The following is a 26,943-nucleotide window of genomic DNA, read 5'->3' on the forward strand; positions in this document are numbered from 1 at the left end:
TTTGAGCGGAGTCCACGCTCCGCCGCTACCTGCGGTGCGATCGGCCGAGGTCCCCATCAGCGTCGGCCGCTGAGTCGTTGTGCTTCGCGGGCGGTGCTGATCATGGTTTTCAGACCGGGGGCGTCGCTGTTTTCCCACTGGTCTAGCAGCGCGGACACCGTGGGGTTGTTGGCAGGGAGGCGACGGACGGCGTTCACGGCCTGTGCGCGTGGGACGGCCGCGGGTGGGATCCGCATCAGGGCGTCGCAAATGGCCGACAGCGTGTCGGGCGCCCGCTCAGCGAGTTCGAGCGCGGCGACGAAGGCCGGCCCGCCTGGTCGGCGCGTCAGCACCTCCACCAACGCCTCCACCAACTGGACACGCTCGTCGTCAGGCAGCTTTGCGATCTCGTCACACGCCAGCCGCCGCACACCGGCGACCTCGGCCTGCACCCTGGTGAGCAGCTCCTGCAGGTGGGGAAGCAGCCGGGTGACGGCGACGCCGAAGGCGAGCTTGTCCCGGGAGTAGGTGAAGTATGGCCCCAGGTCCAACTCACCGAGCGGAGGCTCCAACCCCAGCCACGCACGCACGTGCGATTTTTCCGCCCATGCCCGCACCTCTTCGGCGATCGGCGGCTGTTGGGCCGCCCGCCGCCCCCGCTTGGCAGCGGGTGATCGGCGGGCGCCCGAAGACCTGTCGGCGGTCTCGCCCTCGTCAGGCTGGGGCGTGTCCCCTTCGTCGTCCGGCTCAGAGGTGGCTGATCCGGCCCGCGCGAGGGACTCTGCAGCCGAGAGCTCCGGGATCGGGCCGGGCGAGGTGAGTTGCCAGTCGAATAGCCGCTGGAAGTCGCTGAAGTGTTGTTCCTCCAGGACCATGAGCTTGGCTAGCACCGGCAAGTCGAGGGAGATCTTCCGGCGCTGGGCGCTGCGGTGCTTGAGCATCAGGTTGTTGAGGAACCGCTTGAGTTGCCTCGGATTCCCGCGCAGTCCGCCCCCGAGCACTTCTGCGATACTCGCCGCCCAGTTCAGGTCGCGCACCAGGTCGGCCGGCACGTCGCCGAGGATCTCCCCGGCCACGCCGACATTGAACGCTACCTGCAGGTTGCCGGCTTCGCGGCGGTGCCGAGTCTCGCCCAGGACCTTGGCGAACTGTTCGTTGTCGAGGCGCAGCTCCGCCAGCAGCAAGTTGACGTACGTGTCGGCCTCCGGAGCGGACAGCGGCGGGATGGCCACCTTGAGCTGCAGCATCTTCTCCAGATAATCGGCACCGATCCCAGCGCCGTCGGGTCGCCGCAACTGCGGGTACCGCGAATCGATCGCGGACTCAACAACCGCCTGGTTGGCCGCCAGGACGTAGGCCGTCTTGGGCGTGTTGAGGAACAACCGAATCGCCTCGAAAGTGTCCACCACGGTCTCGGGCAAGCACCGGTCAAGGTCGTCGATAAACACCACGACGGCATCCACGTCGTCCAACGTCTTGACGACTTTCGCGAACTCCGCCCGGAACCGCCCCGCGTCCGCGATCGCCTCGGCCGTGTCGTTACCCGACGCGACCTGCTTGGTCTTGGGATCCTCCAGCAGCTTGTTGGCCTCGCTCGCGGCGGCGTTCACCGCGGCCTTCGTCACGTCCAGAACCTGCGGATCAATGCTCGGATCCATCGCTTGGATCACGAAGGGAGCCGCGGTCTGGGCGCCGGCTACCGCGACCCGTCCGCCCCTGCGTCCCCACCGGCCGAGGCTCTGGGCGAACCGGCGGAGCCTGGACACCTGTTCCTGCTCGTCGGGGGCGACTCGCTGGCCGACCGCGTCGAGCACGGTCGTCATCAGCGCAACCTTGACGTCGTCGTAGTCCTCGTACTGCCATGGGCTGAACTCGACGCACACGTAGCGTGACAGCGACTCCTCGCCGTCACGGATCTTCAGGAGCTCCTGCCGGGTGATCCGCATCAGGCTGCTCTTCCCAGAGCCCCAGTCCCCCAGGAGGCCCACCGTCAGCGGGAGCAGCCGCGGCTCGGTGAGCGCCACGAACAGGGTGTCCACCAGGAAGTCGAAGCCGAGAAGGTCGACCTCGGTTTCGTTGTCCGCCCACATCGCCCCGCTCCGTTCGACGCGGCATGGTGACTGTCCGCTCCTCGGTGGCCGCCGGCCGAAGGCGAACATCGAGGATAGGATCGGTGATCAGCGTCGATGGTCATTTGACGGACGTGTCGCCGACGACCACGTACTGTTACTGACAGTTACCAAAGCGTGATAGGCGCGTTACGATCACGATGCGGCGGCCGGTGCGCCATGGATGTGGTCGCCTGCTCGCGTCGTTGCAGGACTCTGGCCGGAGCCAGCTGGTCAACGAGGTACAGCCCTGCGCCGAACCGGTGCTGCGATCCCGGCTCGGATGGCGGACAGACTTCCTGGACTTCGCAGGCGAACGCCGGACGGAAAGGTCCTGCTCGCCCCGAGCACCGAGGCCGCGGTGCTCGACAATGTCCGGTCATGTGAACTCCACGCTGGCGGCGTGATCATGAGGGGGCCATGAGGGCCGATGCGGCCTTACTGATGCGATCGGCGAGGATGAACAGGTGGTAGACGACCTAAGCGGGCTTGGTCCGCAGGGCTTCGAGCGCCTGAGTCAGGCTCTGGCCGTGCGTGTCCTGGGGCCGGGCGTTGAGGTGTTCGGCGAGGGACCGGACGGAGGGCGCGAAGCGACCTTTCGCGGTCGGCTGCCGTATCCAAACCCCATCGAGCCCTGGGACGGCTACGGCGTGCTGCAAGCCAAGTACAAGGCGAAGATCATGGGGACCGGATCGGATGCGGCCTGGTTGCGACAGCAGGTCTCCGCTGAGTTGAAGGCGTGGTCCGACCCCAGCAAGAAGCGTGTACTCGACGGGCGAGTGCCCGAGTATCTGATCTTTGTGACCAACGTGTCACTCTCTGCTGTACCCGGCAAGGGCGGCAAGGACCAAATCGATGCCTTGATCGGAAGCTACGCGACAGCGCTGGGTCTGAAGGGCTGGGCAGTCTGGGACGGGACCACCGTCTGCACCTTGCTCGACAGCTACCCCGATGTCCGGCGGGCGTTCAGGGCCTTGATTACGCCGAAAGAGGTGCTCGCGGCGATGCATGATCGTCTCACGGCGCCCCCCGTTCCCTCGCGAGTCGATGTCGTTCTTACTGGCCCGCAGTATCGCCCTGGTCAGCCCGGACACGAAGCGACCTTCCAAACCGCCTACGACGTGGCCGGAGGCCCCGGACGGTTCGGTGAGGCGATGGGCGAAGTGCAGGAAGCCGGGCCTGGCTGGGTTCAGCACTTCGCTGGCGGACCCTATGGCGAGCCCGCGGTCCTGGTCGAATTGCCCGGAAAACCTGCTTCAGTCCTCGCTCGCACCGTGTGGAACGACCTGCAGGCGATTGGTGGCGGGCTGCCGAATTCCGGAGTAATCGGGATCGGTTTTCCTGCTGCTAATCGCGCCGACCCGGATCCATTCATCGACTCGGACCGCCAGGAGGTCGAACTGGAGGGCGGGCAGTGGGGCCGTAGAGGTCGTGGTCGCCTGATTCGCCGGCCCGGCAAGACCCCGGTGTGGCAGCCGGAGATCGTCTTGGACAGCGAAGCCAGCCGGGACAAGGACTCCTGGACGAACTTGTCGGACAAGCGTGACCTTCGGCTACGGGTTGCCGGAAGAATTCCGCTGGCAGTGGAGGACTGGGAAATCACCGACCGCGGTCGGGCGAAGATGCTGACCGCCCTCCAGGAGGCCGGACTGGGTGAGGTCTGCCGTCACCTTGCAGATCGATACGGACTCGACGCTGCCGGGATGGAATGGCAAGAGATCGACGAACCTGACGGTCACAACAACAGCCGGTTCGGCGCGTATCACCTCACGGCGACCGGTGCCGACGGCCGCCCGGCGGTGTCGATCTGCTTGTACATGGTGCTGCCTGACGGTTACACCACGGATTTACGGACCGTCGTCGACTTGCGCGTCGACTTCTCGGCGCTTGCCCCTCATGCGGAATCGACAGCTCCCTCGCTGATTCCCGCCGCTCTTCGTGTTTCGATGACCGAGTTGATCGAGTTCTTCACGCAAGCGTGGCATGTCGCCACGATGGTGGTGCCGCTGGCGGCCTTGGACGACCCGATCCGCACGCAGCCTGCAGGGGCACCGAGGCTGGAGCTTTACATCCAGAGTGAACGTCCGGAATACGGTGGAACAGATTGGACTGTCAGGCCCTTGGACATGGTCGATCTGTCTTGTTTTGGCGCTCCACGCAGTGGCCAGCCACGAGATCTCTCCGTGGCTGTGACTACTCCCTTGGGGCTAACGGGCCAGGACATCGACAGGTGGATCCACCAGGCGCTGGACAAGATGGCCGCCGACTTCGGGTTGGTCGTCCGCCCTCCGAGTGCGAAGTAGTCGAGCGCTCCTTGGCCGGCTGCCGTGCGACAGCCCTTTTCGGTGATCGAGCTGACACGCTCCGTCGGTGAACAACCAGAGGGACCTGCGAGGCAGTCCAGTACCTGTGCGGGACCTCTGGGACGATTTGCGTCATGACGGCAAGGGAGCGCGGGCGTCACCGACGGCGCACTGGACTGCTTGCCTTGCTGACCGGGTTGAGCGCCCTGCTCGTAGCTCTGCTAGCTGTATGAGGCCATGACGTTGGTGACGCGAGTGCGGAGCCGGGAGGCTGGTGGCTGATCTCCGGCGGCGGTGTGTGGTCGATGGTAGTTGTAGTGGATGTTCCAGACGGTCAGGGCTGCTGACCGCTGGTGTTCGCTGGTCCATTCCCGGGCGTAGAGGAACTCCTCGGCCAGGATCCGGTTGTAGCGCTCGACTTTGCCGTTGTGGCGTGGGGTGTAGGGGGTGATGCGCTGGTGTCGGGCTCCGCGCAGCACGGTGGCGAAGTCGCGGGCGCGGTAGCAGGCGCCGTTGTCGGTGACGATGCGGTGGATGTGGGTGATGCCGTGTGCGGCGAAGAACGCCCGCGCCCGGTGGGTGAACGCGATCGCGGTGGCGGCCTTCTCGTCGGGTAGGGCCTCGGTGTAGGCCAGCCGGGAGAACCCGTCGATGGCGGAGTGCAGGTAGGTGTAGCGGGGACGTTGGCCTGGCTTCTTGCTGCGGGCGACGCGTTTGTCCTGCTCGCTGCCCTTGCCGTGGATCCGCCAGCCGCCGCCCTCGGGGATCTGGCCGGTCTTCTTCACATCGAGGTGGACCATGTGGCCGGGCCAGCGGGCGATGATCGGCCTGGGTTGCCGGTTGTTCTGGCCGGTGGGGTCGAGGAACCGGCGCCGGTTCAGACCCAGGTGGGCCAGGTGCCGGCCCACGGTCCGTGTCGAGATGGTGATGTCCTGGGCGGCCAGCTCGGTGGCGATCCGGCGTGCGGAGTACTTGCGGGTCCGGCGCAGCTGCTCGATCCGGGCCACCACCTGGGCGGGGGTGGCCGTGGGCTGGCGGTGCGGGACGCTGGGGCGATCGGCCAGGCCGGTCTCGCCGAAGCGCCGGTAGCGGTTGACCCACTTGCTGGCGCACTGGCGGGAGATGCCCATCTCGGCGGCGACATGGGCGATCGGACGGGTCCGGCAGCGCTGCACGAGACGGCGACGGCCTTCGACAGACAGCGGGGCGTTACGGTGGAGCACGGACGGGTCTTTCTGCTCGGCGGACGAGTGGGTGGTACTTCTCATCCTGCCGCTGAAAGACCCGTCCCCTTCACCAGGCCCTCTGCCGCGTCAACAACCTCATGACCCGCAACAGCTAGCTGTGGCCACCAATCTGGCCACCAACGCAGTTCCACAGCGGTTCGCACGCTGGACCCAGGATCCCTGGTGGACCTGGGGTGCAACCACGGTTCTCGCTATGTTGGTCATCCTCGTTGGTGTTGCTCTCCAGCGGCTGTCCTCCGACGAACCTGGCCAGCCTGCTGCCTCCCGCACCGTTGAGCTCGCCACCGCCAAGCCCGTCCATAACCTGCCGCCGCGCAATCCGGCCTTCATCGGCCGCGACGCCGTGTTCGAACGCATCGAGGCCGAGCTCGCGGGCGGCCCCGTCGCGGTGGTGGCGATGCACGGACTGGGCGGCATGGGCAAGTCGGCCATCGCCCTCGAACTCGCCCACCGGGGACACGAGTCCGGGAGGTACTCCATCGCCTGGTGGATACGGGCGGAGACGGAATCGACGCTCGTCGAAGACATCGCAGACCTGGCCCCCACCCTGGGCCTGAGCGTGTCGGACGACCAAGACCAAACCGTGAAGGACGTGCGCGCGGCACTTCAGGAACGAAGCGGCTGGCTGATCGTGTTCGACAACGTTGCTGGTCCTGACGCTGTCCGCCCCTGGATCCCAGTCGGCTCAGGAGCCACCTTGATCACCAGCCGGTTCCGCGGCTGGGGCAAGCTGGCAGCGCAAGTCGACCTCGATCGGTTCACACGCGAGGAGTCCCTGGCCTATCTGGCCCGCACTGTTGTGCGCTACAACCCGGTCGCCGCCGATGACTTAGCCCAAGCGCTGGGCGACCTGCCGCTGGCGCTAGTTCAGGCCGCTGGCTACCTCGACCTGCGGGATCTGCCGATCGAGAGGTACCTGGAGTTGTATCGGGATCGCGACGCGGCCGGCCGTCTACTTGCCGAGGCAATCGACGGATATCCGGCCAGCGTCGCCACGACCTGGCTGCTGCACTACGACCAGCTCGCCGAGGACGAACCCGCGGCCCTGCAACTGCTGCGACTGTGTGCCTTCCTCGACCCCGAGGACATCGACCTACACCTGCTGCTGTCCCTACCCAAGCTCCTTCCGCCCGAATTAGCGGCCACCGTTGCCCAGCCGATCGACCACGAGCGTGCGGTAGGCGCCTTGGTCCGTACTAACCTCTTTACCAGGATCGACACCGATCGAATCAGGTTGCACCGGTTGGTGTCGCAGGTGACGCGGTTGCACCTGGGCGCCAGTGCCGGAACGTGGGCGACGCGCGCTGCCACGTTGGTGAACCAACTGTTCCCTATCCGCCCAGACGACCCGGCCCAATGGCCGCGCTGCGCGATGCTCGCAGCACACGCCAGCATGGTGATCGAGCACACCGAGAGCCTGGCGGTGTCCGACGCACAGGCGAACGCGTTGTACGACCGACTCGCGGTATACCTACAAAGCCAGGTCCAGGGCGACGTGGAGATCTACTCGCTCGACGCCCCAGACGCTGCAGTGGACTGGCGCACCTCGCCGGTCCGCTCCCGCTACTCATCCCAGATCCAGCGCATCGCACCTCAGATGCTCGCTGACCGCGACCGCGAACTCGCGGAACTGGCTGCCTTCGCCACAGACGACAACGAACCTGGCTACCTGTGGCTGCGAGCCGGAGCCTGGTCAGGCAAGACCGCACTGTTGTCCTGGTTCGCACTGCACCCACCAGCCGGCGTGCAGGTAGTGTCGTTCTTCGTCACGGGACGCCTGGCTGGGCAGTCCGACCGGTCGGCGTTCGTCGACAACGTCATGGAGCAGCTACTGGCGGTGTTAGGCCAGCAAATTCCACCGCTCTTGACCGAGGTGACTCGCGAGGCCCACTTGCTTGCCCTCCTGGAGGAAGCGGCGCAAGCCTGCAGCAGCCGCGGTGAGCATTTGGTCCTGCTCGTCGACGGCCTGGACGAGGACCGAGGAGTGCACGCGGGACCTGACGCCCACAGCATCGCCGCGCTACTGCCAACTCACCCACCGCGAGGATTGCGGATCATCGTCGCGGACCGATCGAACGCGGCACTCCCTACCGACGTACCGGCCCACCATTCCCTACGCCACCCAGGCATCGTCCGCCCGCTGAACCCGAGTACCCACGCCAGAGTCTTGCAAGCCGAAATGCTCCGGGATCTGCAGAGGCTGCTGGGCGAGGGTAGCAACCGTGACCTGCTTGGTCTGATTGCCGCCGCATGCGGCGGCCTGACGGTGCATGACCTCGCCGAACTCACCGACACACCCGTGTGGGCTGTCGAAGACCTCATGGACGAATGCAGCTTCACCAAGCGCAAGGGAAACGGCGCACCCGTCTACTTTTTGGCCCACGAGGAGCTGACCGTAACTGCAGTGCAGATGCTTGGACCGAGGCGCCTTTCGGAGTACCGCGATACCCTGCACAGTTGGGCGGATCGGTACCGAGCACGGAAATGGCCCGAAGACACGCCTGACTACTTGTTGTCTTCATACCCACGAATGCTCCTGCAGTCTGCGGATGCCGCGCGCTTGGTTGACTGCGTCACCGACGTGGACCGCCACGATCGAATGCGCCAGCGATTCGGGGACGACGCGGCGGCCATCAAAGAGGTGGATACGGTGATGGGTGCCATTGTCGCGTCAGATAACGGCGACCTGGTCAAGCGACTCGCCGTTCATCGGGCGGCCTTGCAGCGGCGGACGTTCCTGCAAAGGTGGCGTTCCGTGCTCCGTCGCGTACGGTGGCGTTGAACATCGCAAGGTCTGGCAAACTCATTGAGTGATCAAGCACTTCACATCGAGCGTGTTCGTCTTCGGGCTGGTCGGTGAAGTATGGAAGCTGGGGCTGATCAAGCATCCTCGGCTGCGGCGCTGGATGATCGCCGGTGGCCATGTCGAATCGGGTGAGTCGCCGGTTGATGCCGCACTTCGCGAGGTCGAAGAGGAAACGGGCCGACGGGTTCGGTTGGTGCGGCCTCCTGGTCCAGCGGTCCCACCCGCGTTTCCGCGCACGGTGCTGACGATGCCGTGGTGGATTACCGAGCAGCCGGTGCCGCCGGATGGGCACTGCGGGGATCGTCACGTGCATATCGATCACCAGTACGTCGCCTTCGTCACCGATCCGGACGAGGTGACCCGGAAGCCGGAGCACCCGTTCCGCTGGGCTGGGCAGGATGAACTCGACGACCTGGCGATGTTCGCCGACACGCGGCTGCTCGCGGCCGGCTTGTTCGCGGTCGTGCCGATGCTCGGAGTTGGCGCCTTCGACGCGATGTTCATTCTGACGTCGCTGGCGGGCGATGGGCAGTCGTGATTCAGCCTTGGAGAGAGCGGACTCGCTCGTGCAAAGCAGCGAACTCCTCGACCCGCTTGGTGCGCTGCTTCCACAGCACAGCGAGCCAGCGCAGCGCGATGGTGCGCCGCGCGGCCTCGAACCGAGCCCGGTTGTCCGGTGTGACGCCGAGGTCGGCTTCGGCGCTGGCCCAGACGTCGTCGGGAATGACGCGGGCGCTGATGTGCTCGATGTGGTCGGCGGCGTCGACGGCGATGTCGGAGTAGCCGCTGAACTCGAAGTCCGCGACGTAGGTGGACTCGCCGTCGTGGAGCCAGTTGAGCAGGTTCGCGTCGCCGCGGGAGTAGACGCGGGTGGCGGGCTGCCCGAGCAGTTCGGCGTCGCCGCTGTTCTCCCAGCGGTGCAGGAGAGCGAGCATGTCCGGGGTCTGGGGATCGTCGGCGGCGTCGGCGAGCTGGCCGGGCCAGACATCGGTGAGCCGGGCGATGTAGTGGCCGATGGAGTCGACGCGCTCCAGGCTGGCCAGCGGCTCTTTCAGCGGAACGCTCTGTAGAGCGCGGGTGGTGGTGGCCAGCGACTTGATGGCTGTCACCGGGTCGAGAACGTCAAGGATCGGTGCGCCGGGCAGCAGCGTCATGCCGAGGGCTGGCTGTTCGGGGTCCTCGTCGAGCCACAGCGGTTCCGGTGCGCTGCCCAGGCCGGCGACATGGGTGAGGCCGTGCCACTCGCGCTCGACGCGCTGCCGGTCGGTCTTCTTGTAGAGCTTGATGCAGATCGGCGTGGGGGCCGCGGTCCAGGCGAAGACGTCGTTGTTTCGGCCACCGTCGAGTGGGTGCAACCCGTGTTCTTCGAGCGTGGCGGCCAGTGCGTCGGCTCCGGCCGCACGCGCGGCGCGCAGGGCGCTGAGCAGGTCGGTGGGAGCGGAGTTCTCGCGGTTGCAGGCCAACGTGGTCATCGTTTCGGGCTCTCGGTTTCGGCTCGGCACGGATGGGCGGGTTTCAGCGTAGGAGACAGGCCCGGCGGACTCGTGGTGCCCCGCACATGGGCCTAGGTCGATGTCGCCCGTCTGGCTGATCTGACGCAGGGTGGCGTGAATAGCGAGGTGGGTGTCGAGCAGGTCGAGTTCGTTGACATCAAGGACGGTGAGCTGTGGGTCTCGTTCGGCGAGCAGTGCGTAGGCGTGGTCAACCCAGACGAGGTGAGCGCGTTGTTCGCCGGTGAATGCGGGGCGGCGGTCTCCACTGCGTTGGTCGGCGCGATGGGCGGCGACCTCTGGGGGTACTCGCAGCCATAGCGCTCGGGTGGGGCGTGGCCCGGCCAGAGCTGTGAGGGCGTCCAGCCAGTCGAGCGCGACGTCGGCGGGTGCGCGGTGCTGGCGGAGTAAGGCGGCGATCGCGTAGGAAGCCATCGTGTGGATGCCGCGGTCTTCGATCACGACGCCGGCAGGGTTCGCGGCCAGCGCCGGATCGAGGACGGTGGCGACGAGGTCAGCCCGGATCGCGGCGGTATTCATGGTGTCGGTGATGGCGTCGCCGGTGCGCAGGAACGGATCGTCGCCGGTGCGCAGCAGGTCGACGAGGGCAGCCGAGATGGGCTCGGTGTCCAGGGTGGCCAGGTCGGGGAGGACGGTGACGTGGTGGCCGTTGGCTTCCAGGCACCTCGCGAGCATCCGGCTCTGTGTGCTCTTGCCGGCTCCGGGCAGCCCTTCGAACGTGATCAGCACGCCATGACCTCCTTGCCGGTGAAGCCGTTGATCGCGCTCGCACGCTGGACGATGTCGAGGATGTCCTCAATCAGGGCGGGTGCGGCGGCGATGGTGCAGCGTGAGGCGGTGGTGTGGTCGGTGCCGTCCAGATCGGTCACGTGGGCGCCGGCTTCGCGGGCGATGACCGCCCCGGCGGCCATGTCCCAGGTGCGGTTGCCGAGGGTGATCGACGCACCGAGGGCAGAATCGGCCAGCAACGCGAGGTCGGCCGCGGCGGTTCCGAGCATGCGGATGCGTTGCGCTCGGGGCGCGAGGGCGGCGTGGATCGCCAGCATCGCCGCATTTCGAGCGGCGGCGCCGGGTCCGGTGCCGTAGTCGCCGATCGCGATGATCGCCTCATCCAGCCGCTCCGGACCGGCGATGCGGATCGGGTTGCCGTCCCGGCAGGCGCCGAGGCCGTCCGCCGCCCAGTACGTGCGGTCGAGCTGGGGTAGGGCGATGACTCCGAGCAGAGGATCCTCGTCAACGACCAGGGCAAGGGAGATGCCGATCAGCGGGATGTCGTGGGTGAGGTTGGCAGTGCCGTCGACCGGGTCGATGACCCAGCGGGTGCCGCTGGTGGGGCCGCCTTCTTCTTCCCCTTGGACGCCGATACCGGGAGTGGCGCGGCTCAGCTCGTCGCGCAGGATCCGTTCGATGGCGAGGTCGACGTCGGTGGCCATGTCCCGGTCGCCCTTGCCAGTGCAGGTACGAGGGCGGTGGGTGCGCAAGAACTCCGCGCCGTGCGCGACGGTCGCCTGGGCGAACAGCAGCAGTCCTGGCAGTTCGGTGGTCACGAGGTCTCCACGGTGGTCGGGGCCAGCGGATGAATCACGGCGTCGGAGGGCGCGAGGGTGTCCAGGTGCCGAAGGACGATGTCGACGTTGGTCACGACAGGCTTTCCGGTGTCCAGCAGCAGTTTCGGGCCGGTAATCGGCACGGCGGTGGCAGCGAGTTCCTGGTGTAGCTGCGGGGTGCGGTTGGCCGCTGGGTGCCGGCCGTGCTGGTGATCGACGGTCAGCCGGGCGTGCGTGACCTCGACCGGGCAGACGCATTCGAGCAGCAGCAGGGGTTGGTGGTGCGTCGCGGCGAAGGCGCGCAGGTCTTCGATCTGGCCGGGGGCCAGCCAGGTTCGCCCGTCGAGCACGACGGTCGTGGCGGGAGCACGCATCCACTGCCAGACCGCGGTGGCGAACAGGACCTGGACGCAGTGGTCGTCCTGGTCGCGGGTGTAGGTGGTGTGCTCGGTGCCGAACAGCGCGTGTCGGACGGTGTCTTTGCGCAGCAACAGCGCACCGGTGATGTGGCTGGTGAGCTGCTCGGCCAGTGTGGTCTTGCCGACGCCGGGTAGTCCGGCCAAGGCGATGATCATCGGTGCGGCTCCTCGTCGATGGCGCAGCGGGCCGGGTGGGCGGGCAGCAATGGCCAATGCGAGCGCAGCACCGACCAGCCGGCGAGGACGTCGGCGTGGTGCGGGGCGGGCGGCGACGTCGTACGTACCTGGCGGATCGCGTCGGCGGCGAGTGCCCAGCCCGGCTGGGTCGCGAGCCGGGCCAGTGTGTGGTTGACCGCGTCGGACGGGGCGAGGACGGGGAGCGGATGGTCGTGCGGGGGAACCTTGACGCTGGTGCGGCGAGCCAGCAGATCGGGGACGTCGTCTTCGGTGCCGCGGCGAGGCAGGGTCGTGGCCAAGTCGACGACGATGAGCGGGACGATCGGGTCGCCGGTCGGCCGCGTCCAGGTCCCGCTGTCCCGGCTGGGCTGGTAACCCTGGGAGCGGAGGACGGCGTAAGTGCGTTCGGCGTCGCCAGGCGCGGTAAGCAGGTCGATGTCGCTGAACTGCCGGGCACCGGTGCTGGCGTAAAGGGAATGTTCCACGCTGAGTCCCCCGAGCACGACGGCGGCTACGCCAGCGGTGCGCAACTTCGCGGTGTCGGCGAGCGCGGCCACGCGGCAGGTATAGGTCTTGTACCGGTTGGTTCGCAGCGTGCTGTCGAGGAATCGCGTCACCGTGCGATCCAGCTCGGCGACGGGGTGGTCGTGCAGGTACGCGGCCAGTAGGCAGAGGGTCTTCGACCGCACCGACTGCCCAAGTACCGCGCCCAGTTCGGCCACCACGGCACGGGCGATCGTCTCGTGGTTGTCGGCGCCGGTGCCCCAGCACAAAGCCCGGACGGCGTCCTCGGCGAAGCGGCATGCCCGTCGGTCGGTCATCCCCAACCACCCGGCCTGGCCGCTTGGGTCGCTGCGTGGTCGAGGAGGGCAACTACACGGGCTGCCAGCGCCGCGGGCGAATCGGTAACCGGGATCCGAACACACGGCACGGTTCGAGCGAGCTGGTCTGCGACGGCGGTGAGCGAGAGCGCGGTCCGATCTTGGTCGGGCGGCAGCAGCCAGTGGTTGCGGTGCGAGGTGGTGCTGGTGACCGGTTCGTGCATGAAGAACTGGGTGCGTACCAGGACGTCGCGGACCTCGGCCGCAGGTACCGGCTCGGGCGGGAGGTCGCTGGCACTGCGGTAGGGCCAGAGCATCAGCGTGGGCCGGACCTCGCCAACGATCCGCATGTCGGGCAGCGTGGCCCGTAGCTCGTCTGGCTCGATCGCGATCTTGCCGCTGAGCGCGGCCTGGCCGGCCAGGCCGTTCTGCTGCTGTTCTGCGGACAGGAACCTGCTCATCCCCGGAACGGCGTGCAGCGTGCTGGCGGTGGCGCGCAGGTGCATCGGCCAGGCGTGGCCGACCGTGCCGCCGTCGGGGTCGCAGTGGAGCAGAAGCCGGTCGTTGGTGACGAAGTCCCCGCCCACCAGCCGCAGCGCGCTCAGCAGGGTGGTGGTCTTGCCCGCGCCCTTCGGCCCGGCGATCAGCAGGCCGTGCCCGGCGTGCACGAGCGCGGCGGCGTGCGCGTAGACCGCGTCGTGCTCCAGAAGCTGGGCGGTCATCGCCTGTCGCACGAGTCGGGCGGCGAAGAACCGCGCGGCGTCCAGGTCGCTGGCGTGCACGGTGATCGTGCCGAGCAGGTGGTCGAGGTGCACGAGGGTGGCGTGTTCGCGGATCCAGAACGCTCTCCCGCCGGGCATGCCGATCGACTGCGCCTGCAAGTTCGGGCCGATGTCATGGTCGTCCGTGTCGGCGAACAGGGCGGTCGCGCCGGCCTGGTCGACGGGAACGCCCGTGTGCAGGGTGATGGTCCACCGGCTGGCCGCGGTCCTGGTGCGCGCGTAGGAGTAGAGCGTGGTCTCTGCGTCCCTGATCAGCTCGCCGCGGTCTGCGCGCAGGGTGACGCTGGCCGCTCCCTGGGTGAAGCGGCGCGTCGCGCGAGCGGGTGCGGCGTAGCCGATCAGCGGCCGGATCGGACAGGAGGCATCGGTGGGCGCGGGTTGATGCTTGCGCGAGCTCGTCATGGCGCCGTGGCGAGGACTGGGCGGTGGCCGAAATGCGCGGCGTGCTCCTGCAGCCGAGCCAGTTCGGCGGCCGGAGCATGGCGGTAGAGCGCGGCCAGTCCAGAGGGCATCAGCAGGGCCTCGGCCCAGCTCGGGAATTCACCGCGCCGCAGAGGTCGCTCGGTGAGCTCGCGGCTGGAGCCGACAACGGCGATCTCCGAGGCCGTGCGCGCGATGGTCAACTCGGGAGCGGGCGCCGCCCGGTACTTCAGGTCACTGTCGACCGCCTCCCGGCTGGTGTGTCCGGTCCGCAGGTCAGCGACATCGGTGTAGATGTTGAACACCACCGCCGGGGCGTCGAGCACGGCGGTCAGGTGCCAGGCACCGAAAGGGATGACGACGTGATCACCGGCCTGACATACGTGATAGTCCATTGTGGAGTTACCGTCGTCGTCGATGTTGGTGTGCAACACGAGAACCCGGCCGGACAAGCACTGGAAGATTTCGACCTGAGCCGCGGTGTTCCAGTGGCCGAGCGACCGGCCGAGTTCCGGGCTGTGGCCGAGGTTCGCCGCGGTGTAGACGACGAGGTCGGCGAACCAGGCGTGCGTGCCGTCCGCGTCCGCGTCCGTCTGGTCGGTCTTGGGTCGGGGCGCGGCGATGTCGCGATAGGCGAGGTAGAGCTGCGGGTCGGTGCCGTGAAGAAGCATCGCGCGCACCTCGTCGGGGTTGGCCAGGTAGACCGACCCGTCGGCGTCAGCGCCCGCCAGCAGGTCGCGGAGGTGGCGGGCCCGGCCTTCGCAGGTTGATGCCGCGACGAGCAGGTCCAGGCCGCTCGGCGGCAGCAGGCGGGGAGCGACACGGGCCGTGGGGATGTCCAGCGGCGTGATCATCAAACGGGTTCCTCGGTTGGGTGATGGGCTCAGGAGCAAGTGGCCAGGACGGCGATCGGCATCTGGTCGAGGCTGGTGATGGCCCGCACGCCGGCAGGACAGGGCTTGCCAGCCGGGTTGAACAGCACCGCGCGGCATCCGGCGTTCAGCGCGCCGTGGATGTCGGTGGTCACGCTGTTGCCGACGTGCACCACCCGGCTCAGATCCGTACCTGCGGCGGTGGCGACCGCGGCGAACATCTCCCAGCGTGGTTTGGCCAGCCCGACGTCAGAGGAAAAGACGGTCTCGTCGAACACGGTGGTCAGGTCGTGGTCGTCGAGGATGAGCCGGGATACCGACGCCGGAGTGGCCAGGGTGTTGGAGGTCAACACGAGCCGAGCTCCGGCCTGCCTCAGTGCCCAGAGCGCGCTGTGCGCGCCGGGGATGATGTCGGGGCAGGCTCGCAAGACCGCATGAGTGTGCGGGACGAGCAGGGTGTCGATCAGCCGCGTGTCGAGGGGCAGGCCCATGACGGTGAGCATCTGCTCGACTTGGCCACGCACCGGAGGTTGTTCGCCAGTTGTACGTTGACGTCGTTGGGTGTCCGCGCGCACGGCGAGGATCGCTTCACGGACCTTGCCGTCGGGAAGGTCGTGACCGAACTCGGTGAGCACGGTCTCGAACTCGCGAATCCGCCAGGCGGCTTCGGCCTCGCGATCGCCGTATGTGATCAGCGTCGCCCACAGATCGACGCTGACCACCCAGCCCTCCAACGGATCTGCCGCGACCGGTGTCACGTCCGCTCCTCGACGCGCTCTCCGTCGAACGCCACGTCGCTCCGTTGGCGGTGAAGCCAGGTGGTGGTGGCGGCGAGGTCGTCGCTGCCCAGCAACAACGATCCGGCGACCACAGCGTCGGCACCCGCGTCGGCGAGCTCGGGAACGGTGTTCTCGCGGATGCCGCCGTCGGCAATGACCGGAAGCTGGTCTTGGCCGGTGCGGGCGGCCAACGCCCGCAGCTGCCGCACACGATCCGGCGCGGCCGGATCCATCGTGGTGCCCTTGGTGCCCAGCGGTGTGCCGATGAGAACCACGAAGTCGATGTCGTCGAGGTGCGCTTCCACGGTGTCGACGGGCGTGTCCAGGCGCAGCGCGAGGCCGGCGGCACCGCCCCGCGTCCGGATCGCTTGCAGGGCGTCGGCGACGTCGTCGGCTTCCGCGTGGACGGACAGCAGGTCTACCCCGGCGCGGGCGAAGTCCTCGACCAAGGGCAGGGCGTGCTCGGCCATGACGTGGACGTGGAAAGGCACCTGCGTGTGCGAACGCAGCGCCGCGACGAGGTCGGGGAAGAACAGCGGGCTGGGCACGAACCGGGTGTCGGAGGCGTCGATGTGGAAGACGTCTGCGTAGGGGGTCAGCCGGGCGACCTCCGCGCCGAGGTCGGCCAAGTCAGCCGACCACAGCGACACCTCGACCGCGAGCCGGTCGCGCGGGTACAGGTCAGCCAGCGGCAGCATTGCTGACCACCTGGGTGGAAACGGGGAAGTGGGCGCGGCAGTGCTCGACGGAGCTGGCGATCAGCTTCAGCACCTCGGTGGAGTCGTCCTCGAACCGCGGGTACACCTCCAGAATTACCGAGATGTCGGCCAGGTTGTTGTCGACCAGGCAGGTCGCGAGCGCGCCGACGTCGAAGGTGCCCTGCGGGTGCGGCCAGCCCCAGTGCGGGTCGCCGTGGCCGTCGGTGTTGTCCAGGTGGATCTGCCGGATGCGCGAGCCGAGGTTGTGGATCCAGCTCTCGATCCCAGCGTCGGCGCCGTGGAGCCGCTGGAACAGTGCGTGTCCGGTGTCCAGTGTGAGTCCCACGTTGTTGACGCCGCGCCCGCGCAATGTGTTCAGCAGGGTCTGGCAGTGGTCGATGTAGGCCGGGTACTCCCGCAGGATCGGGGTCGGCTCGACCAGCAGCTCGCGGACTCCGACATCGGTGGCGCGGCGGGCGAGTCGTTCGAGGTGGTCGACGAGTTCGTCCTGGCGGTCGGCTCGGCGGGCGGGATCGGCTGCGTCGGTCTCGCTGATCGTGCCCATCGGGCCGCCGACGGCCGGAGCGCCGAGTTCGGCGGTGAGGTCGATGGCGCGTTGCCACCAGGTGAGGGCGGCGGCACGGGCGTCGGCGTCCGGGTCGAGCAGGCCGCTGGGTACGTAGTGCGCGAGCCCGACGAAGCACGAGTCGATGATCAGGTCGTGGGCTGCGGCGGCGTCGCGCACCCGGCGGGCCAGCCGGGCGCGCTGCTCGTCGGGCCACCAGGGGTCGAGCAGGTCGAAGGTGAACTGCACCCGGTCGAGGCCGAGGTCTTCGCGGACGAACGCGGCCCAGCGTTCCGGTTCTGGCATCCGCTTGACGGCGAAGCAGAGGTTGACGCCCAGGGGCATGACGGCTCCTTGTCGGATCGGTGGTGGAGTGGAGGGCTTGGTCAGGAGACGGGCGTGAGCGCGTCGAGGTGGGCGCGTAGGAGCGCGCTCAGCTCGTCGATCGAGTGGGCGATACCGCCGTTGAGCGAGTAGTCGATCATCAGGTTGTTGGAGTCGGTGCCGCCGAAGCGGCGCGAGTCGGTCTGCACGCCGAAGCAGTCGGCGCCGCGGGCGCGGGCCATGCCAAGTTCCACGCAGCCGCCTTCGTCGGGGACGCGGCCGTCGAGGATGAACACGAAGATCGGGCACTCCGCGATCGCGGCGCAGTCCAGCTCGTAGAGCCGGCGCCGGACGGTGTCTTCATCCAGACCCTGGCGGACCAGCGGGGCGGCTTCGCCGCCGTCGCGCTGGGGAAGAAAGGTGGCGAGGCCCAGGGCGCGGACCGCGGTGTCGACCTGAAGGTTGAACGCTTTCTCCGCGTCGCAGAACAGTGGTGCGGCGATGTATGCCTTCATAGGGATGCTCCTCATTCGAGGGTCGGCGGGGTTGGGTCAGCTCGCCACGGCCGCACCGACGGTGGCCAGTGCTGCGAAGAACTCATGAGCCCGGTGGTCGGGGTATCGGCCACCGCGCATGGCCGGGATGTAGAACTCGCGGACCCGATCCCAGGTCCAGGGCTGGTGCTCGAACTCGGCTTCGACGCCGTTGTTGACCAGGGACGTCCAGCGGCGCAAGCAACTGGAGCAGCGGCCACAGTGGACGGTGCTGCCGTCGGTGCGACTGCAGGAGAACGTCAGCAGCAGGTGCTCGACCGGCAGGCCCTGCGCCAAATACCAGGCGATGATGTCGGTCTTGGTCATGTCCCAGAAGGGGCTGTCGACTCGGGTCGGTTTCTCCGAGAAGCGGGCGATGAACCGGCCCATGTCGGCGAACGCGTCGCGGCTCTTGTCGAGGGTGTGGTCGCCCTTGACGCCGATGCACCACACCATTTCCGCGCGGTTGGAGGCGTGCATCGCCAGGTGCACGTTGCGCAGCGGGATGATCGCGTCCTCGGCTTCCCACGCTCCCAGCCGGAGCTCGTCGCTGATCTCGATCTCGATACCGGCGGCGTCGGACAGCGCGGCGACGGCGGCGCGTTCCTGGCTGGCGTAGCGGTGACCGAGGTCGAAGTACAGGCCCGGTGGGCGGCCGAGATAGTGCCAGGCGGGGTAGGAGTCCAACCCGGCGGAGAACAGCAGGACCTCGGGGATCCGGGGCTCGGTCATCGCAAAGCTCCTGTCTGGATGTGCAACACGGGCGCGAGCAGTTCGTCGATCTCGGCCAGCACGCTCGGCGTGGTCCGGGTGCCGACCCGGATCCGCCGAACGCGGTCGGGGAGGGCGTCGGCGAGCAGGCGGTAGGCGTGGCTGTAGCGAGGCAGGAACAACAGCCGTTCCACCGAGCCGGGATTGCCTCCGCCGCGACCTCGGGCGATGGCGCGTTCGCGGGCCAGCGGCCAGGGAGTGTCCAGCCACAGCGCGACGTCGGGGTGTAGAAACCACGGAGCGACTACCTCTCGAAGCTGGTCCAGCAGCAGCGTCGGGTCGACGTCCGGGTGTTGCTCAGACAACACCGCCAGGGCGTAGGCGAGCTTGGAGTACACGCCGTGGTCGATGACCACGACGTCATGCTCGGCCAGCGCCGGCCGGTAGAGGACGCGGTGGTTGTAGGACTCCCGACACAACCGCAGCAGGACATCAACTGTGGCGTGGTGCGCCGAGTCGTAGCCGCCAATACCGTCGCGGCGACGCAGCGGAGCTGTGTCGAGGATGTCCGAAAGGCGTTCGATGACGCCGTGGCGGGGGCCGTAGTGCAGCACGCGCGTGGAGAACCCCGCGGCGGTGAGCCGCGCGCTCAGCGCGGTGGCGGTCGTGGTCTTTCCGCCGCCCCAGATTCCTTCGACGGTGATCAGCACACCGCGGGCGGCCTCGTATGGCGGCACTTCGGCACGGCTGGCGGCGGGGTCAGCGGCCACGCTGGTCTCCCCACGTGAGCAGGTGCAACCGCGTGCTGAGGTGGAAGCCCCGCTCGATGGCCGGGTCGGCGATCTCGGCCAGGCGTCGGGTGACCTCTTCGGCGGTGCGGCCTTCGGGCATCACGTAGACCGGCGCCAAGTCGTGGCTGGAGACGAGCTCGGTGATCTCGTCGAGGTCGGCGATGCTGGAGACGACGAACTTGAACACCGCCCGGCCGCTGACCGCGAAGTGGCCAAGCACCCGTCGCTTAATCCGTTTGGAGGCCGGCATTCCGGCTCCGAACGTCGACAGCTTCGGCGACACGTTGAACTGGCTCACCCAGGCGAGCAGGTCAGGTGCGGGCGCGATCGTGCCGTTGGTCTCGATCTCCACCCGCAGCCCGGCGTCCACGAGTCCCTGAGCGAGGGCGATGAGGCGACGTTGCTGGATCAGGGGTTCGCCGCCCGTGATGACCACGAGGTCGACCGGCTGGGCCGTCGCCCAGGCCAGGAGATCGCTGACCGAGGTGACGGTGGCTTCGGCATCCAGGTCGAACCGGGAGTCGTCCCAGGTGTAGGGGGTGTCGCAGGTCTTGCAGGTCAAGTTGCAGTTCATCAGCCGGACGAACACGGCACGTCGTCCGGTCGACGGGCCTTCGCCTTGCACGGTCGGGCCGAACCTCTCCGCGACGAGCAGTTCGTCATCGGCCAGCGTGATCGTCACCGGCCGCTCCGCTCGTCCTGGGTGAACTCGGCCCATCGGCGCGGCGACTCCCAGACGCGAAGCGCCTGGACCGCGGCGGCCTCTTGTCCTTTGGCCTGGCTAAGGGTCCAGGCATACAGGTGCTCAGCAACCAGCTCCGACGTCGGCTGGAACTGGAGCACGGCGTTCAAGTCGCGGTGGTCCAGTTGACGGTCGAGATACTCGGCGAGCAGGGCGCGAATCCTGGCGCGACGGCGGGGGCTTGTCTGCTGGTCCAGCCGGAGGTCCACCCGATAGGAGTGACCGTGAGGCCGGCCGCACTTATGTCCGTCCGGCAACCCCTCCAGGTGGTGAGCCGCCTCGAACGCAAACGAGTCGACCGCGGTGTGCTGAGGCGACCTGGTAGTTGTGCCGATGTTGACGTGGATGGCGTGGAGCTGCTTCCCACGCTCGGACGGCATGTGGGCCAGGAACCACGCGGTGATGTGCTGTGCGAGCGCGTCGGTGGTGGTGTCGAAGGTGAATATGGCATTGAGGTCGCGATGATCCAGTTCGCGCTTGAGGTATTCGCCGAGCGTGGCGAGTTCGGCGTAGTCCGCCACGAAACCGGGTGCCCGCAGTTCGGTGTCTGTGAGCTCGACCTCGACAGTGAAGGTATGACCGTGGGACCGCCCGGCCTTGTTCTCGGCGTCAGGAAGATCGGTGAGGTGGTGCGCCGCGGCGAACGAGAAGGTGCCGTCGCCGATGCTGTAACGTCCCCGAGCCAGGTCGCTCACCGCGACTCGGGTTGAGCTCACTGGATGGGGTTTCACATTCCGTCCTCTCGTTGCGAACCGCTTAAGACCAGCTCTTATGGAATCGCGATGTGGATCGGGGCGGGAGGGCTCACGAGGGGGCTCACGAATCACCTGGCGGATGGCAGCGTGCGCTCCCAGCCGGCCTGACGGGCTACGAGGTGGATGGGCAGGCAGTGGGGCAGCCGTACGCGCAGTTCAGCGCCGACCCGCGTGCGGACCTGCGTGTTCGCTGGCGCAAGCCGCGCGTCGAGCGCCACATCGGCGGCAACACGTGCGATGAATTCCCAGGTTGGCCGTGTTTCGGCGAGAACGGCGGGGTGGCGCCGGAGTTCGTCGACAGGGTGGCGGAATACCCATTCGTGCGGGCGAAGTTGCTCGACCTCGAACCAACGATCCGGGTCAGAATCGTCAGGCAAGGCGTGCTCGAACCCGATTGACTCCGTTTGTTGACTGTCCAGGCGAAACACCCAGGAATAGCCTTCGTTGTCAATGTCGCGAAGCGTTTGTTTGAACAGTTCGACGTTCTGAGCAAGGACGTCATCGCGTATGATGCTAGCCCGACTATCAATGCGCGCTCGACACCACTCCGCGCTGGCGGTGAACACCAGGGCGACTGTAGGTATCTCGAATTCTGCTGCGATGTCGAGGAGTTCCGCGCGCCGATCCCCGCGGAGATTGGTGGAGTCGACTACGGTAGTGACCCTGTTCCGGAGACGCTGACGGAGCATGTCAAGCAGTTGCCTGCGCGCCGCGGAGCTGTTCGACTGACTGGCCGGGTCGTTGCACATTCGGGCACGAAACTCATCCATCGAGAGGATTTCAACAGGGGCGAAGTGCCGGTACGCCAGGGTGCTCTTACCGCTCCCTTGCAGGCCGACTAGAATTATCAGAGCGGGATTCGGGATGTTGATTTTAAAAGCGTCGAAGGTCTTCATGATCAGGTTCTTTCCGCTCTCAAGCCGTAGATATTTCGGTCTTTATCCGACGTGTCAGTTCGACAACGCCGGGTTCGGTGCGCCAGCGTGACATCCGGGAAATCAGAGCCTGGAGGTAGTCCACAGCGCGGGCCGAACTGACGATAGCGAGAGCGGAGACGGCGCGGTGGCCGTGGTCCAGTGCCTGTTCGAGGTCGGGCTGGTACCCCTGCAAGTAGGTGCTACCGAGGACGCTTTGGCGGATGGCGTACGCCCTGACGAAGGTGTCGATAGGCATGGCGGCGAACTCGTTCCACCGTTGCGCCTCGCGCGGCCGGCCCAGATCGCGGTGGATCTCGATTGCGTCCGAGGCGAGCCGGTGCTCGTCGAAGAAGTCGATCCAAGCGGGGTCGTCGCCGGTACAAGAGCGTGCGGCGTCGAGCAGGCGCTCGGCTGTGGTCAGGGCGCCGTCGGCCATGCGGGCGTTGCCGCTGCGTGCCCAAATGCGGGCCTCGATCAGCTTGAAGAAGCCCTTCACGCGCGGCGTGGCGTGCCCACCGACGCGGTGAAACGCGCTGTCGGCCATGTCGATCGCGTCGTCGTGGAAGCCGCCGAGGCTGCACTGTAGGGCGATGCAGGTCAGCACGTAGCCGCCGAGCTGGACATCCCCCGCAGCGCGAGCTTGACGTAGCGCCTGGATGTAGTGCCGTTGGGCGTTGGCGTGGTCGCCGTTGTCGAACGCGGTCCATCCGGCGAGCCGGGCGAGTTGCGCCGTGGCGGTGAACAGCCGGCGCCCGACGGTGTCGCTGTAGGAGCCGTGCAACAGCGGAGCCGCCCGCTCCTTCAGACAAACAGTGAGCTGCGAGGTTCGCCAGTTCCCGCCCCCGTACCGGGAATCCCACTGCCGGGCCTGCTCGGCTGTTTCGAGCAGCTCGACGACATCCGCCTTTCCAACGCGCCGGAAGGCCGCCGGTGACTGCGAGGCTGCGCTGGCGTCAGCGGGGAGCGCCAGCCAGCGACGAACCGGGGTGTTGTAGTTGACCACTGCGACGCCGGGGCCGCGGACGTCGCGGCTGTCCACCTGGCTCCAAAACCTGGTCGCGACTTGCACGGCGGTGCCGAGCTCGCGTGGGAACTCCAAGCCGCTGCCTGAGTCCACGCCAGGGTCGTGATCAAGGTCGATCTCTGCCAGGCTGACCGGCCGCCCGAGTCGTTCTTCCAAGACCTGGGCGATGAGCGGGCGTACCGCCTGTGCCGGGCGCGTTCCCCTCTTCATCCAGTTCGTCCAACTGGTGTGGGTGTAGTGCGTCTCCAGGCCGGCGGTCTCTGCAAGCTGGTTGAGCCGGAAGGCCAACGACTTCTTCGCCGCACCAGACGCCTCCACCAGGCGGGTCAAGGCGATGTTGGGCCGGGCCGTGGCGCTCATCGACCGTGGTGAGCCGAGCGCTCCCGCCAGCTCGCCCGCGAGCGGAATCTCATCGAAGTGGAGGTCGATCTCACCACCACTCTCCCCTCAGCGGCGTGTTTCCGTGAACGGTTCCGGAGACCTGGGCTGCGTCGAGCGGATCTCCGTTGGGGCGCCGCATGCGCACCACTGCGCGGCGACTCGTCGTTGTCATCGCTCCTGTTCCTCCCGGCCGAACCAGTCGCCAGGGTTCTGGGTAGAGGATGGTGGCGTTCGCGCCCTCTTTAGCGGCCATAGGCGTTCGTGCAAGTCGAGAGGAACCAGATCGCCGAGCCGCAAGCCGGCTGCCAGCACTCGGTGTGCGGCATCATCGAAGAGGTCGCAGGGCCAGGATCGATCCGAGCACAACGGGCACGCCCGCGGCTCATCCGGTGCCGGCAGATGCGCCGCCAGGTCGTCGACCGCTTGACTCACTCGACCAAGTGGGCTGTCTGCCGCAACGATCACGGCGCGAACCTCGCGGACCTCCACCTGTCACCTCGCCGCGCCTTGAGCATCGCGCCATCGCACCTGCCCTTCGACCAGGTACGCCTCTACGTCATCCACCGAGCCTTCGTCTGCCTGCCATGCGATGCAGCCCTTAGCTTCCATCGCATAACGCCCACGCTGGACCGCGCCGAACAGGAAAGCCCCCGCTGCACCACGCGGGCGTTGCACGACCCAGGCGGGAAACTCAGCCAGGGGTAGTTCTCGCTCGATCCAAGTCTGCGCATCGCGCGACGAGGAGAACTCCCTCTCGGCAAGCGTGTCCGCGGTGTCGTCGTCGCCGATACCCACCCCGATCGTCGCCAAGAAGGCCGTTGCTCCGACAACGCGTTTTCTTGCAGGCCGCGCAGTCGAGGCTGTCTCGCCTTCGGTTGCTGAAATCGGCCAGTATCGAGTACCGCGAAGGATGCGCAGAAGCGGGAGCAGTGCGTCCCCCAAGCTCGGTGTCACCGCAACGGCACAACGCGAACTGGTGTTGTGCTGGCTACCGTCCGCGTCAACGACGAGTGCGCCGGCTTCGCGGGCGATGATCGCTCCAGCCGCCGTGTCCCAACTGCGGTTGCCAAGCGTGAGACTGGCATCGAGAGTGCCGTCAGCCACCCAGACCAACTCGACCGCCGACGACCCGATGCGCCGAACTCGTTGTGCGCGTTGAGAAAGCGCCTGATCGAGCCTGGCGGACGCCCCCGTTCGCGCTACACCTCCCTCTCCTGCTCCGTAGTCACTGAGCGAAATAAGTGATTCCTCAAGGGTTTTCGTGCGCGAGACAGCTATGGGGTCGCCGTCTCGGAATGCCCCGTGGCCTCTCGTTGCCCAGTACCGGTGGTGAAGGAAGGGCGTGTCAATGACGCCGAGAAGGGGTTGATCAACGTGGATGAGCCCGAGAGCCACCGCACACAACGGAACCCCGTGGACGAAGTTGACAGTCCCGTCAACAGGATCGAGGACCCAGTACACCTCCGGGTTGCCGGTCCCCCCGGTTTCCTCACCGACGAAGCCGACGTCCGGCGTCTGCTCCTGGAGGTGGTCTCGTACAAGTCGTTCGATGGCCAGCTCGACCTCGGTCACCAGATCGCGATCACCCTTGGCCTGAACTTCGCCGGCCCGGTTGCGCATCAGGAGGTCGATCGCTTTGTCCATAGCGCCATGCGCAACGTCAAGCAGGCGTGTTGTGTCGAACGTGCTCATCGAGATCGCGATTGCCCTTCTGAGGAGACGTGTACCCGGAACGAATGCAGGGCGTCCTGCGTCGTCGTTCCGATGGGCAACCGGCCGCGGCAAGGTCGGGGGGCGTCCCTCGCCGCAGCCGGTGCGTTCGTGAGAGCATGACCAGGCACGATGTGGTCCGATGACCTTCGACGACACTCGCAAAGGACCAGGCGAGCGTGGCGCGACACGTGACGATCACAGGTACCTGCTCGGTCCCAGCCGAGTTTGAGGCGCAGCTCGCTGCGTTGTTCGACGACTACGTCCGGCCGTTCGCCGGTCCGGACGCTCACTTCTACCTCGGAGGCGCCGGACAGTTGCGCGGGCGGCACGAGTACCGGGTGCTGACCAGCGACGGCGCGATCGGTGCGCACGATCGCGGGCCAGGACTGCCACCAAGGCCGGGGACTCTGCGTGTCCGACACGTCAGCACCTTCTATAACCATGCGTGCATGAACCGAGACGCATAGTCAACCCGCCAAGATCGTGACGAGGTACCGTCCACAACCCGTCCGCTGGACGTCCGCAGGACAGCCTGCTGAGCATCGCGGCATCCACGTCGGGCACCATGGCGGTGACCGTCATGCAGGACAGGGAGGGACCTTCACGTGGCAAGGATCGAAGCGGTCTTCTTCGACGTCGGTGAGATACTGGTCGACGAAACCCGCGAGTACGGGACCTGGGCCGACTGGCTCGGAGTTCCTCGCCACACGTTCTCAGCTGTTTTCGGCGCCGTGATCGCTCAGGGTAAGGACTACCGGGAGACTTTCCAGGTCTTCAAGCCTGGCTTCGACCTCGCGGTGGAACGCGAGCGACGGGCCGCTGCCGGCCAGCCGGAGACCTTCGCCGAGGAGAACCTGTACAGCGATGTGCGGCCGTGCCTGCGGGCACTCCAGAATTCCGGCCTTCGGGTCGGCCTAGCCGGCAACCAAACCGCGCGGGCGGAGGAGATCCTCAAAGCGCTAGAACTGCCGGTCGACGTGATCGGCACTTCCGACGGCTGGGGCGTCGAGAAGCCGTCGCCCGGATTCTTCGACCGGGTCATCGAGGAGGCCGGGGTCGCAGCGAGTTCGGTCCTCTACGTCGGCGATCGGTTGGACAACGACGTCCGGCCGGCCCAGGAGGCCGGCATCTCGACTGCGCTCGTCCGCCGCGGGCCGTGGGGACACATCCTTCACATGCCCGAGGTTGAAGAGCGCTGCCTGTTCCAGTTGACGAGCCTCGCCGAACTACCTGCGCGCGTTGCCGCCCACAACGCCGAGTTCAGCTGATCAAGCTTTAGCAGTCGGGCCGGCCAGCGCTCGGACTCGTTCGTCCAGCTCGCGGACGTAGGGAGTGGCGCTCAGAGCCGCACGAACTTCGGGCACGCGTTGGAGTGCGGTGCTGTAGGGAGCCCTACTGACCACGTCGCATGCTTGTCGGACGGTCGTGACGGCGCGTTCCGGATCAGTCGGTGCGTGCGCCGCGGCGAGGTCGAACAGCAGGACAGCCCGCTGTTTCGTGGCGTTCTCGGAGAGGTTGTCCAACGCGCGCTGGAGCCGGCCTGCTGCCTCGCGGGTTCGGCCCGCCAGCAGTAAGGCGTTGCCGGCAAAACCGTCGAGTCGGGAGGTGTCGAAGAAGTCGAGCCAGGCGGGGTCGGTTCCGGCGCTCGCCAGCGCATCCTCGGCCGAACGGACACGAGTAAGGCTCGTATCCGACTGCCCGACGCGAGCGGATACCTCGGCGTCGACGCAGTGCAGCCACGACCGCAACAGCGGGCCGGCCCCGTAGCGTCCGTGGGCATGCGCGGCCGTCAGGTATTCGCGGGCCGGTTGTTCCTGTCCGGCGAAGCCGGGAACGAACGCCCGGTGCGCCAGTACCGCAGCCGCCAATGGGTGATCTTGCGAGCTGGCTGACGCGTCCTCGGCGAGCTGGAAGAACGGTTCGGCCGCATCTACCTGGGCCAGGTCGAAAAACAGTAGTCGGGAAGCGAGGAGCGCCGACTCAGCGACGGCAGGCTTCGCACAGCACATCTCCGCAGC

At 67.2% G+C, this 26,943-nt stretch carries 24 protein-coding genes; 4 read left to right on the top strand and 20 right to left on the bottom strand.

What is annotated here, in order from left to right:
- Positions 1 to 56: 56 nt before the first annotated feature.
- Entirely contained in the window at positions 57 to 2,069 is a 2,013-nt protein-coding gene (locus tag BJ998_RS15220; protein WP_184862281.1) for a KAP family P-loop NTPase fold protein, read from the bottom strand.
- A gap of 485 nt (positions 2,070 to 2,554) precedes the next feature.
- Here BJ998_RS15220 and BJ998_RS15225 point away from each other — a divergent pair, with 485 nt between their 5' ends.
- Positions 2,555 to 4,390, top strand: a complete 1,836-nt coding sequence (locus BJ998_RS15225) for a hypothetical protein (RefSeq protein WP_184862282.1) — start codon at positions 2,555 to 2,557, stop codon at positions 4,388 to 4,390.
- A gap of 221 nt (positions 4,391 to 4,611) precedes the next feature.
- Here the strand turns inward: BJ998_RS15225 and BJ998_RS15230 are convergent, their stop codons facing one another.
- On the bottom strand, positions 4,612 to 5,658 hold the full coding sequence (locus BJ998_RS15230) for an IS481 family transposase (RefSeq protein ID WP_221338025.1): 1,047 nt from the start codon (positions 5,656 to 5,658) through the stop codon (positions 4,612 to 4,614).
- A 172-nt stretch (positions 5,659 to 5,830) separates the two neighbouring features.
- Here BJ998_RS15230 and BJ998_RS15235 point away from each other — a divergent pair, with 172 nt between their 5' ends.
- Both BJ998_RS15235 and BJ998_RS15240 read left to right on the top strand, forming a co-directional pair.
- Positions 5,831 to 8,419, top strand: a complete 2,589-nt coding sequence (locus tag BJ998_RS15235; RefSeq protein WP_184862283.1) for a P-loop domain-containing protein — start codon at positions 5,831 to 5,833, stop codon at positions 8,417 to 8,419.
- Between the two features lie 28 nt (positions 8,420 to 8,447).
- On the top strand, positions 8,448 to 8,981 hold the full coding sequence (locus BJ998_RS15240) for an NUDIX hydrolase (RefSeq protein WP_184862284.1): 534 nt from the start codon (positions 8,448 to 8,450) through the stop codon (positions 8,979 to 8,981).
- Position 8,982: 1 nt separating this feature from the next.
- Here BJ998_RS15240 and BJ998_RS15245 read toward each other — a convergent pair whose 3' ends face one another.
- The 17 genes from BJ998_RS15245 to BJ998_RS15325 form a co-directional block, all read right to left on the bottom strand.
- A complete protein-coding gene (locus tag BJ998_RS15245; protein WP_184862285.1) occupies positions 8,983 to 10,683 on the bottom strand; it encodes a phosphotransferase in 1,701 nt (566 codons plus the stop codon).
- Positions 10,677 to 11,501 (bottom strand): inositol monophosphatase family protein, encoded by an 825-nt coding sequence (locus BJ998_RS15250; RefSeq protein WP_184862286.1) that lies wholly within the window; start codon positions 11,499 to 11,501, stop codon positions 10,677 to 10,679. Before BJ998_RS15250 ends, BJ998_RS15245 begins: the two co-directional genes overlap by 7 nt.
- The gene (locus BJ998_RS15255; RefSeq protein WP_184862288.1) at positions 11,498 to 12,076 is read right to left on the bottom strand and encodes a P-loop nucleotide/nucleoside kinase family protein; all 579 of its coding nucleotides are present in this window, start codon (positions 12,074 to 12,076) and stop codon (positions 11,498 to 11,500) included. Before BJ998_RS15255 ends, BJ998_RS15250 begins: the two co-directional genes overlap by 4 nt.
- Positions 12,073 to 12,918, bottom strand: a complete 846-nt coding sequence (locus BJ998_RS15260) for a nucleotidyltransferase family protein (RefSeq protein WP_184862290.1) — start codon at positions 12,916 to 12,918, stop codon at positions 12,073 to 12,075. Before BJ998_RS15260 ends, BJ998_RS15255 begins: the two co-directional genes overlap by 4 nt.
- The gene (locus BJ998_RS15265; protein ID WP_013673431.1) at positions 12,915 to 14,102 is read right to left on the bottom strand and encodes a hypothetical protein; all 1,188 of its coding nucleotides are present in this window, start codon (positions 14,100 to 14,102) and stop codon (positions 12,915 to 12,917) included. Before BJ998_RS15265 ends, BJ998_RS15260 begins: the two co-directional genes overlap by 4 nt.
- Positions 14,099 to 14,974 (bottom strand): cupin domain-containing protein, encoded by an 876-nt coding sequence (locus tag BJ998_RS15270; protein ID WP_184862292.1) that lies wholly within the window; start codon positions 14,972 to 14,974, stop codon positions 14,099 to 14,101. Before BJ998_RS15270 ends, BJ998_RS15265 begins: the two co-directional genes overlap by 4 nt.
- Positions 14,975 to 15,003: 29 nt before the next feature.
- A complete protein-coding gene (locus tag BJ998_RS15275) occupies positions 15,004 to 15,750 on the bottom strand; it encodes an HAD family hydrolase (RefSeq protein WP_184862294.1) in 747 nt (248 codons plus the stop codon).
- Complete coding sequence (locus BJ998_RS15280) at positions 15,747 to 16,469, bottom strand: ribulose-phosphate 3-epimerase (protein ID WP_013673428.1); 723 nt, start codon at positions 16,467 to 16,469, stop codon at positions 15,747 to 15,749. The genes BJ998_RS15275 and BJ998_RS15280 overlap by 4 nt, the downstream gene beginning before the upstream one ends.
- Positions 16,453 to 17,379, bottom strand: a complete 927-nt coding sequence (locus BJ998_RS15285) for a sugar phosphate isomerase/epimerase family protein (protein WP_093575491.1) — start codon at positions 17,377 to 17,379, stop codon at positions 16,453 to 16,455. The genes BJ998_RS15280 and BJ998_RS15285 overlap by 17 nt, the downstream gene beginning before the upstream one ends.
- Before the next feature lie 41 nt (positions 17,380 to 17,420).
- The gene (locus tag BJ998_RS15290) at positions 17,421 to 17,873 is read right to left on the bottom strand and encodes a nucleoside 2-deoxyribosyltransferase (RefSeq protein ID WP_184862296.1); all 453 of its coding nucleotides are present in this window, start codon (positions 17,871 to 17,873) and stop codon (positions 17,421 to 17,423) included.
- 36 nt (positions 17,874 to 17,909) lie between these two features.
- Entirely contained in the window at positions 17,910 to 18,623 is a 714-nt protein-coding gene (locus BJ998_RS15295) for a 7-cyano-7-deazaguanine synthase (protein ID WP_184862298.1), read from the bottom strand.
- Positions 18,620 to 19,372 (bottom strand): dTMP kinase, encoded by a 753-nt coding sequence (locus BJ998_RS15300; RefSeq protein ID WP_093575488.1) that lies wholly within the window; start codon positions 19,370 to 19,372, stop codon positions 18,620 to 18,622. Before BJ998_RS15300 ends, BJ998_RS15295 begins: the two co-directional genes overlap by 4 nt.
- Positions 19,362 to 20,075, bottom strand: a complete 714-nt coding sequence (locus BJ998_RS15305; RefSeq protein ID WP_093575487.1) for a 7-carboxy-7-deazaguanine synthase QueE — start codon at positions 20,073 to 20,075, stop codon at positions 19,362 to 19,364. Before BJ998_RS15305 ends, BJ998_RS15300 begins: the two co-directional genes overlap by 11 nt.
- Positions 20,072 to 20,830 (bottom strand): 6-carboxytetrahydropterin synthase, encoded by a 759-nt coding sequence (locus tag BJ998_RS46590; RefSeq protein ID WP_143132519.1) that lies wholly within the window; start codon positions 20,828 to 20,830, stop codon positions 20,072 to 20,074. Before BJ998_RS46590 ends, BJ998_RS15305 begins: the two co-directional genes overlap by 4 nt.
- Positions 20,831 to 20,958: 128 nt before the next feature.
- Entirely contained in the window at positions 20,959 to 21,786 is an 828-nt protein-coding gene (locus tag BJ998_RS15315) for an ATP-binding protein (protein WP_184862300.1), read from the bottom strand.
- Between the two features lie 19 nt (positions 21,787 to 21,805).
- Complete coding sequence (locus tag BJ998_RS15320) at positions 21,806 to 23,191, bottom strand: NsdA family TPR-like regulatory protein (protein WP_184862302.1); 1,386 nt, start codon at positions 23,189 to 23,191, stop codon at positions 21,806 to 21,808.
- A gap of 513 nt (positions 23,192 to 23,704) precedes the next feature.
- A complete protein-coding gene (locus tag BJ998_RS15325; RefSeq protein ID WP_093575483.1) occupies positions 23,705 to 24,904 on the bottom strand; it encodes an inositol monophosphatase family protein in 1,200 nt (399 codons plus the stop codon).
- Between the two features lie 626 nt (positions 24,905 to 25,530).
- Here BJ998_RS15325 and BJ998_RS15330 point away from each other — a divergent pair.
- Positions 25,531 to 26,193: an HAD family hydrolase gene (locus BJ998_RS15330; protein WP_184862304.1), complete on the top strand. Its 663-nt coding sequence runs from the start codon at positions 25,531 to 25,533 to the stop codon at positions 26,191 to 26,193.
- Here the strand turns inward: BJ998_RS15330 and BJ998_RS15335 are convergent, their stop codons facing one another.
- Positions 26,194 to 26,934, bottom strand: a complete 741-nt coding sequence (locus tag BJ998_RS15335) for an NsdA family TPR-like regulatory protein (RefSeq protein ID WP_184862306.1) — start codon at positions 26,932 to 26,934, stop codon at positions 26,194 to 26,196.
- Positions 26,935 to 26,943 lie beyond the last annotated feature (9 nt).

It is taken from the genome of Kutzneria kofuensis (genome assembly GCF_014203355.1).
In the GTDB taxonomy this organism is placed as follows: domain Bacteria; phylum Actinomycetota; class Actinomycetes; order Mycobacteriales; family Pseudonocardiaceae; genus Kutzneria; species Kutzneria kofuensis.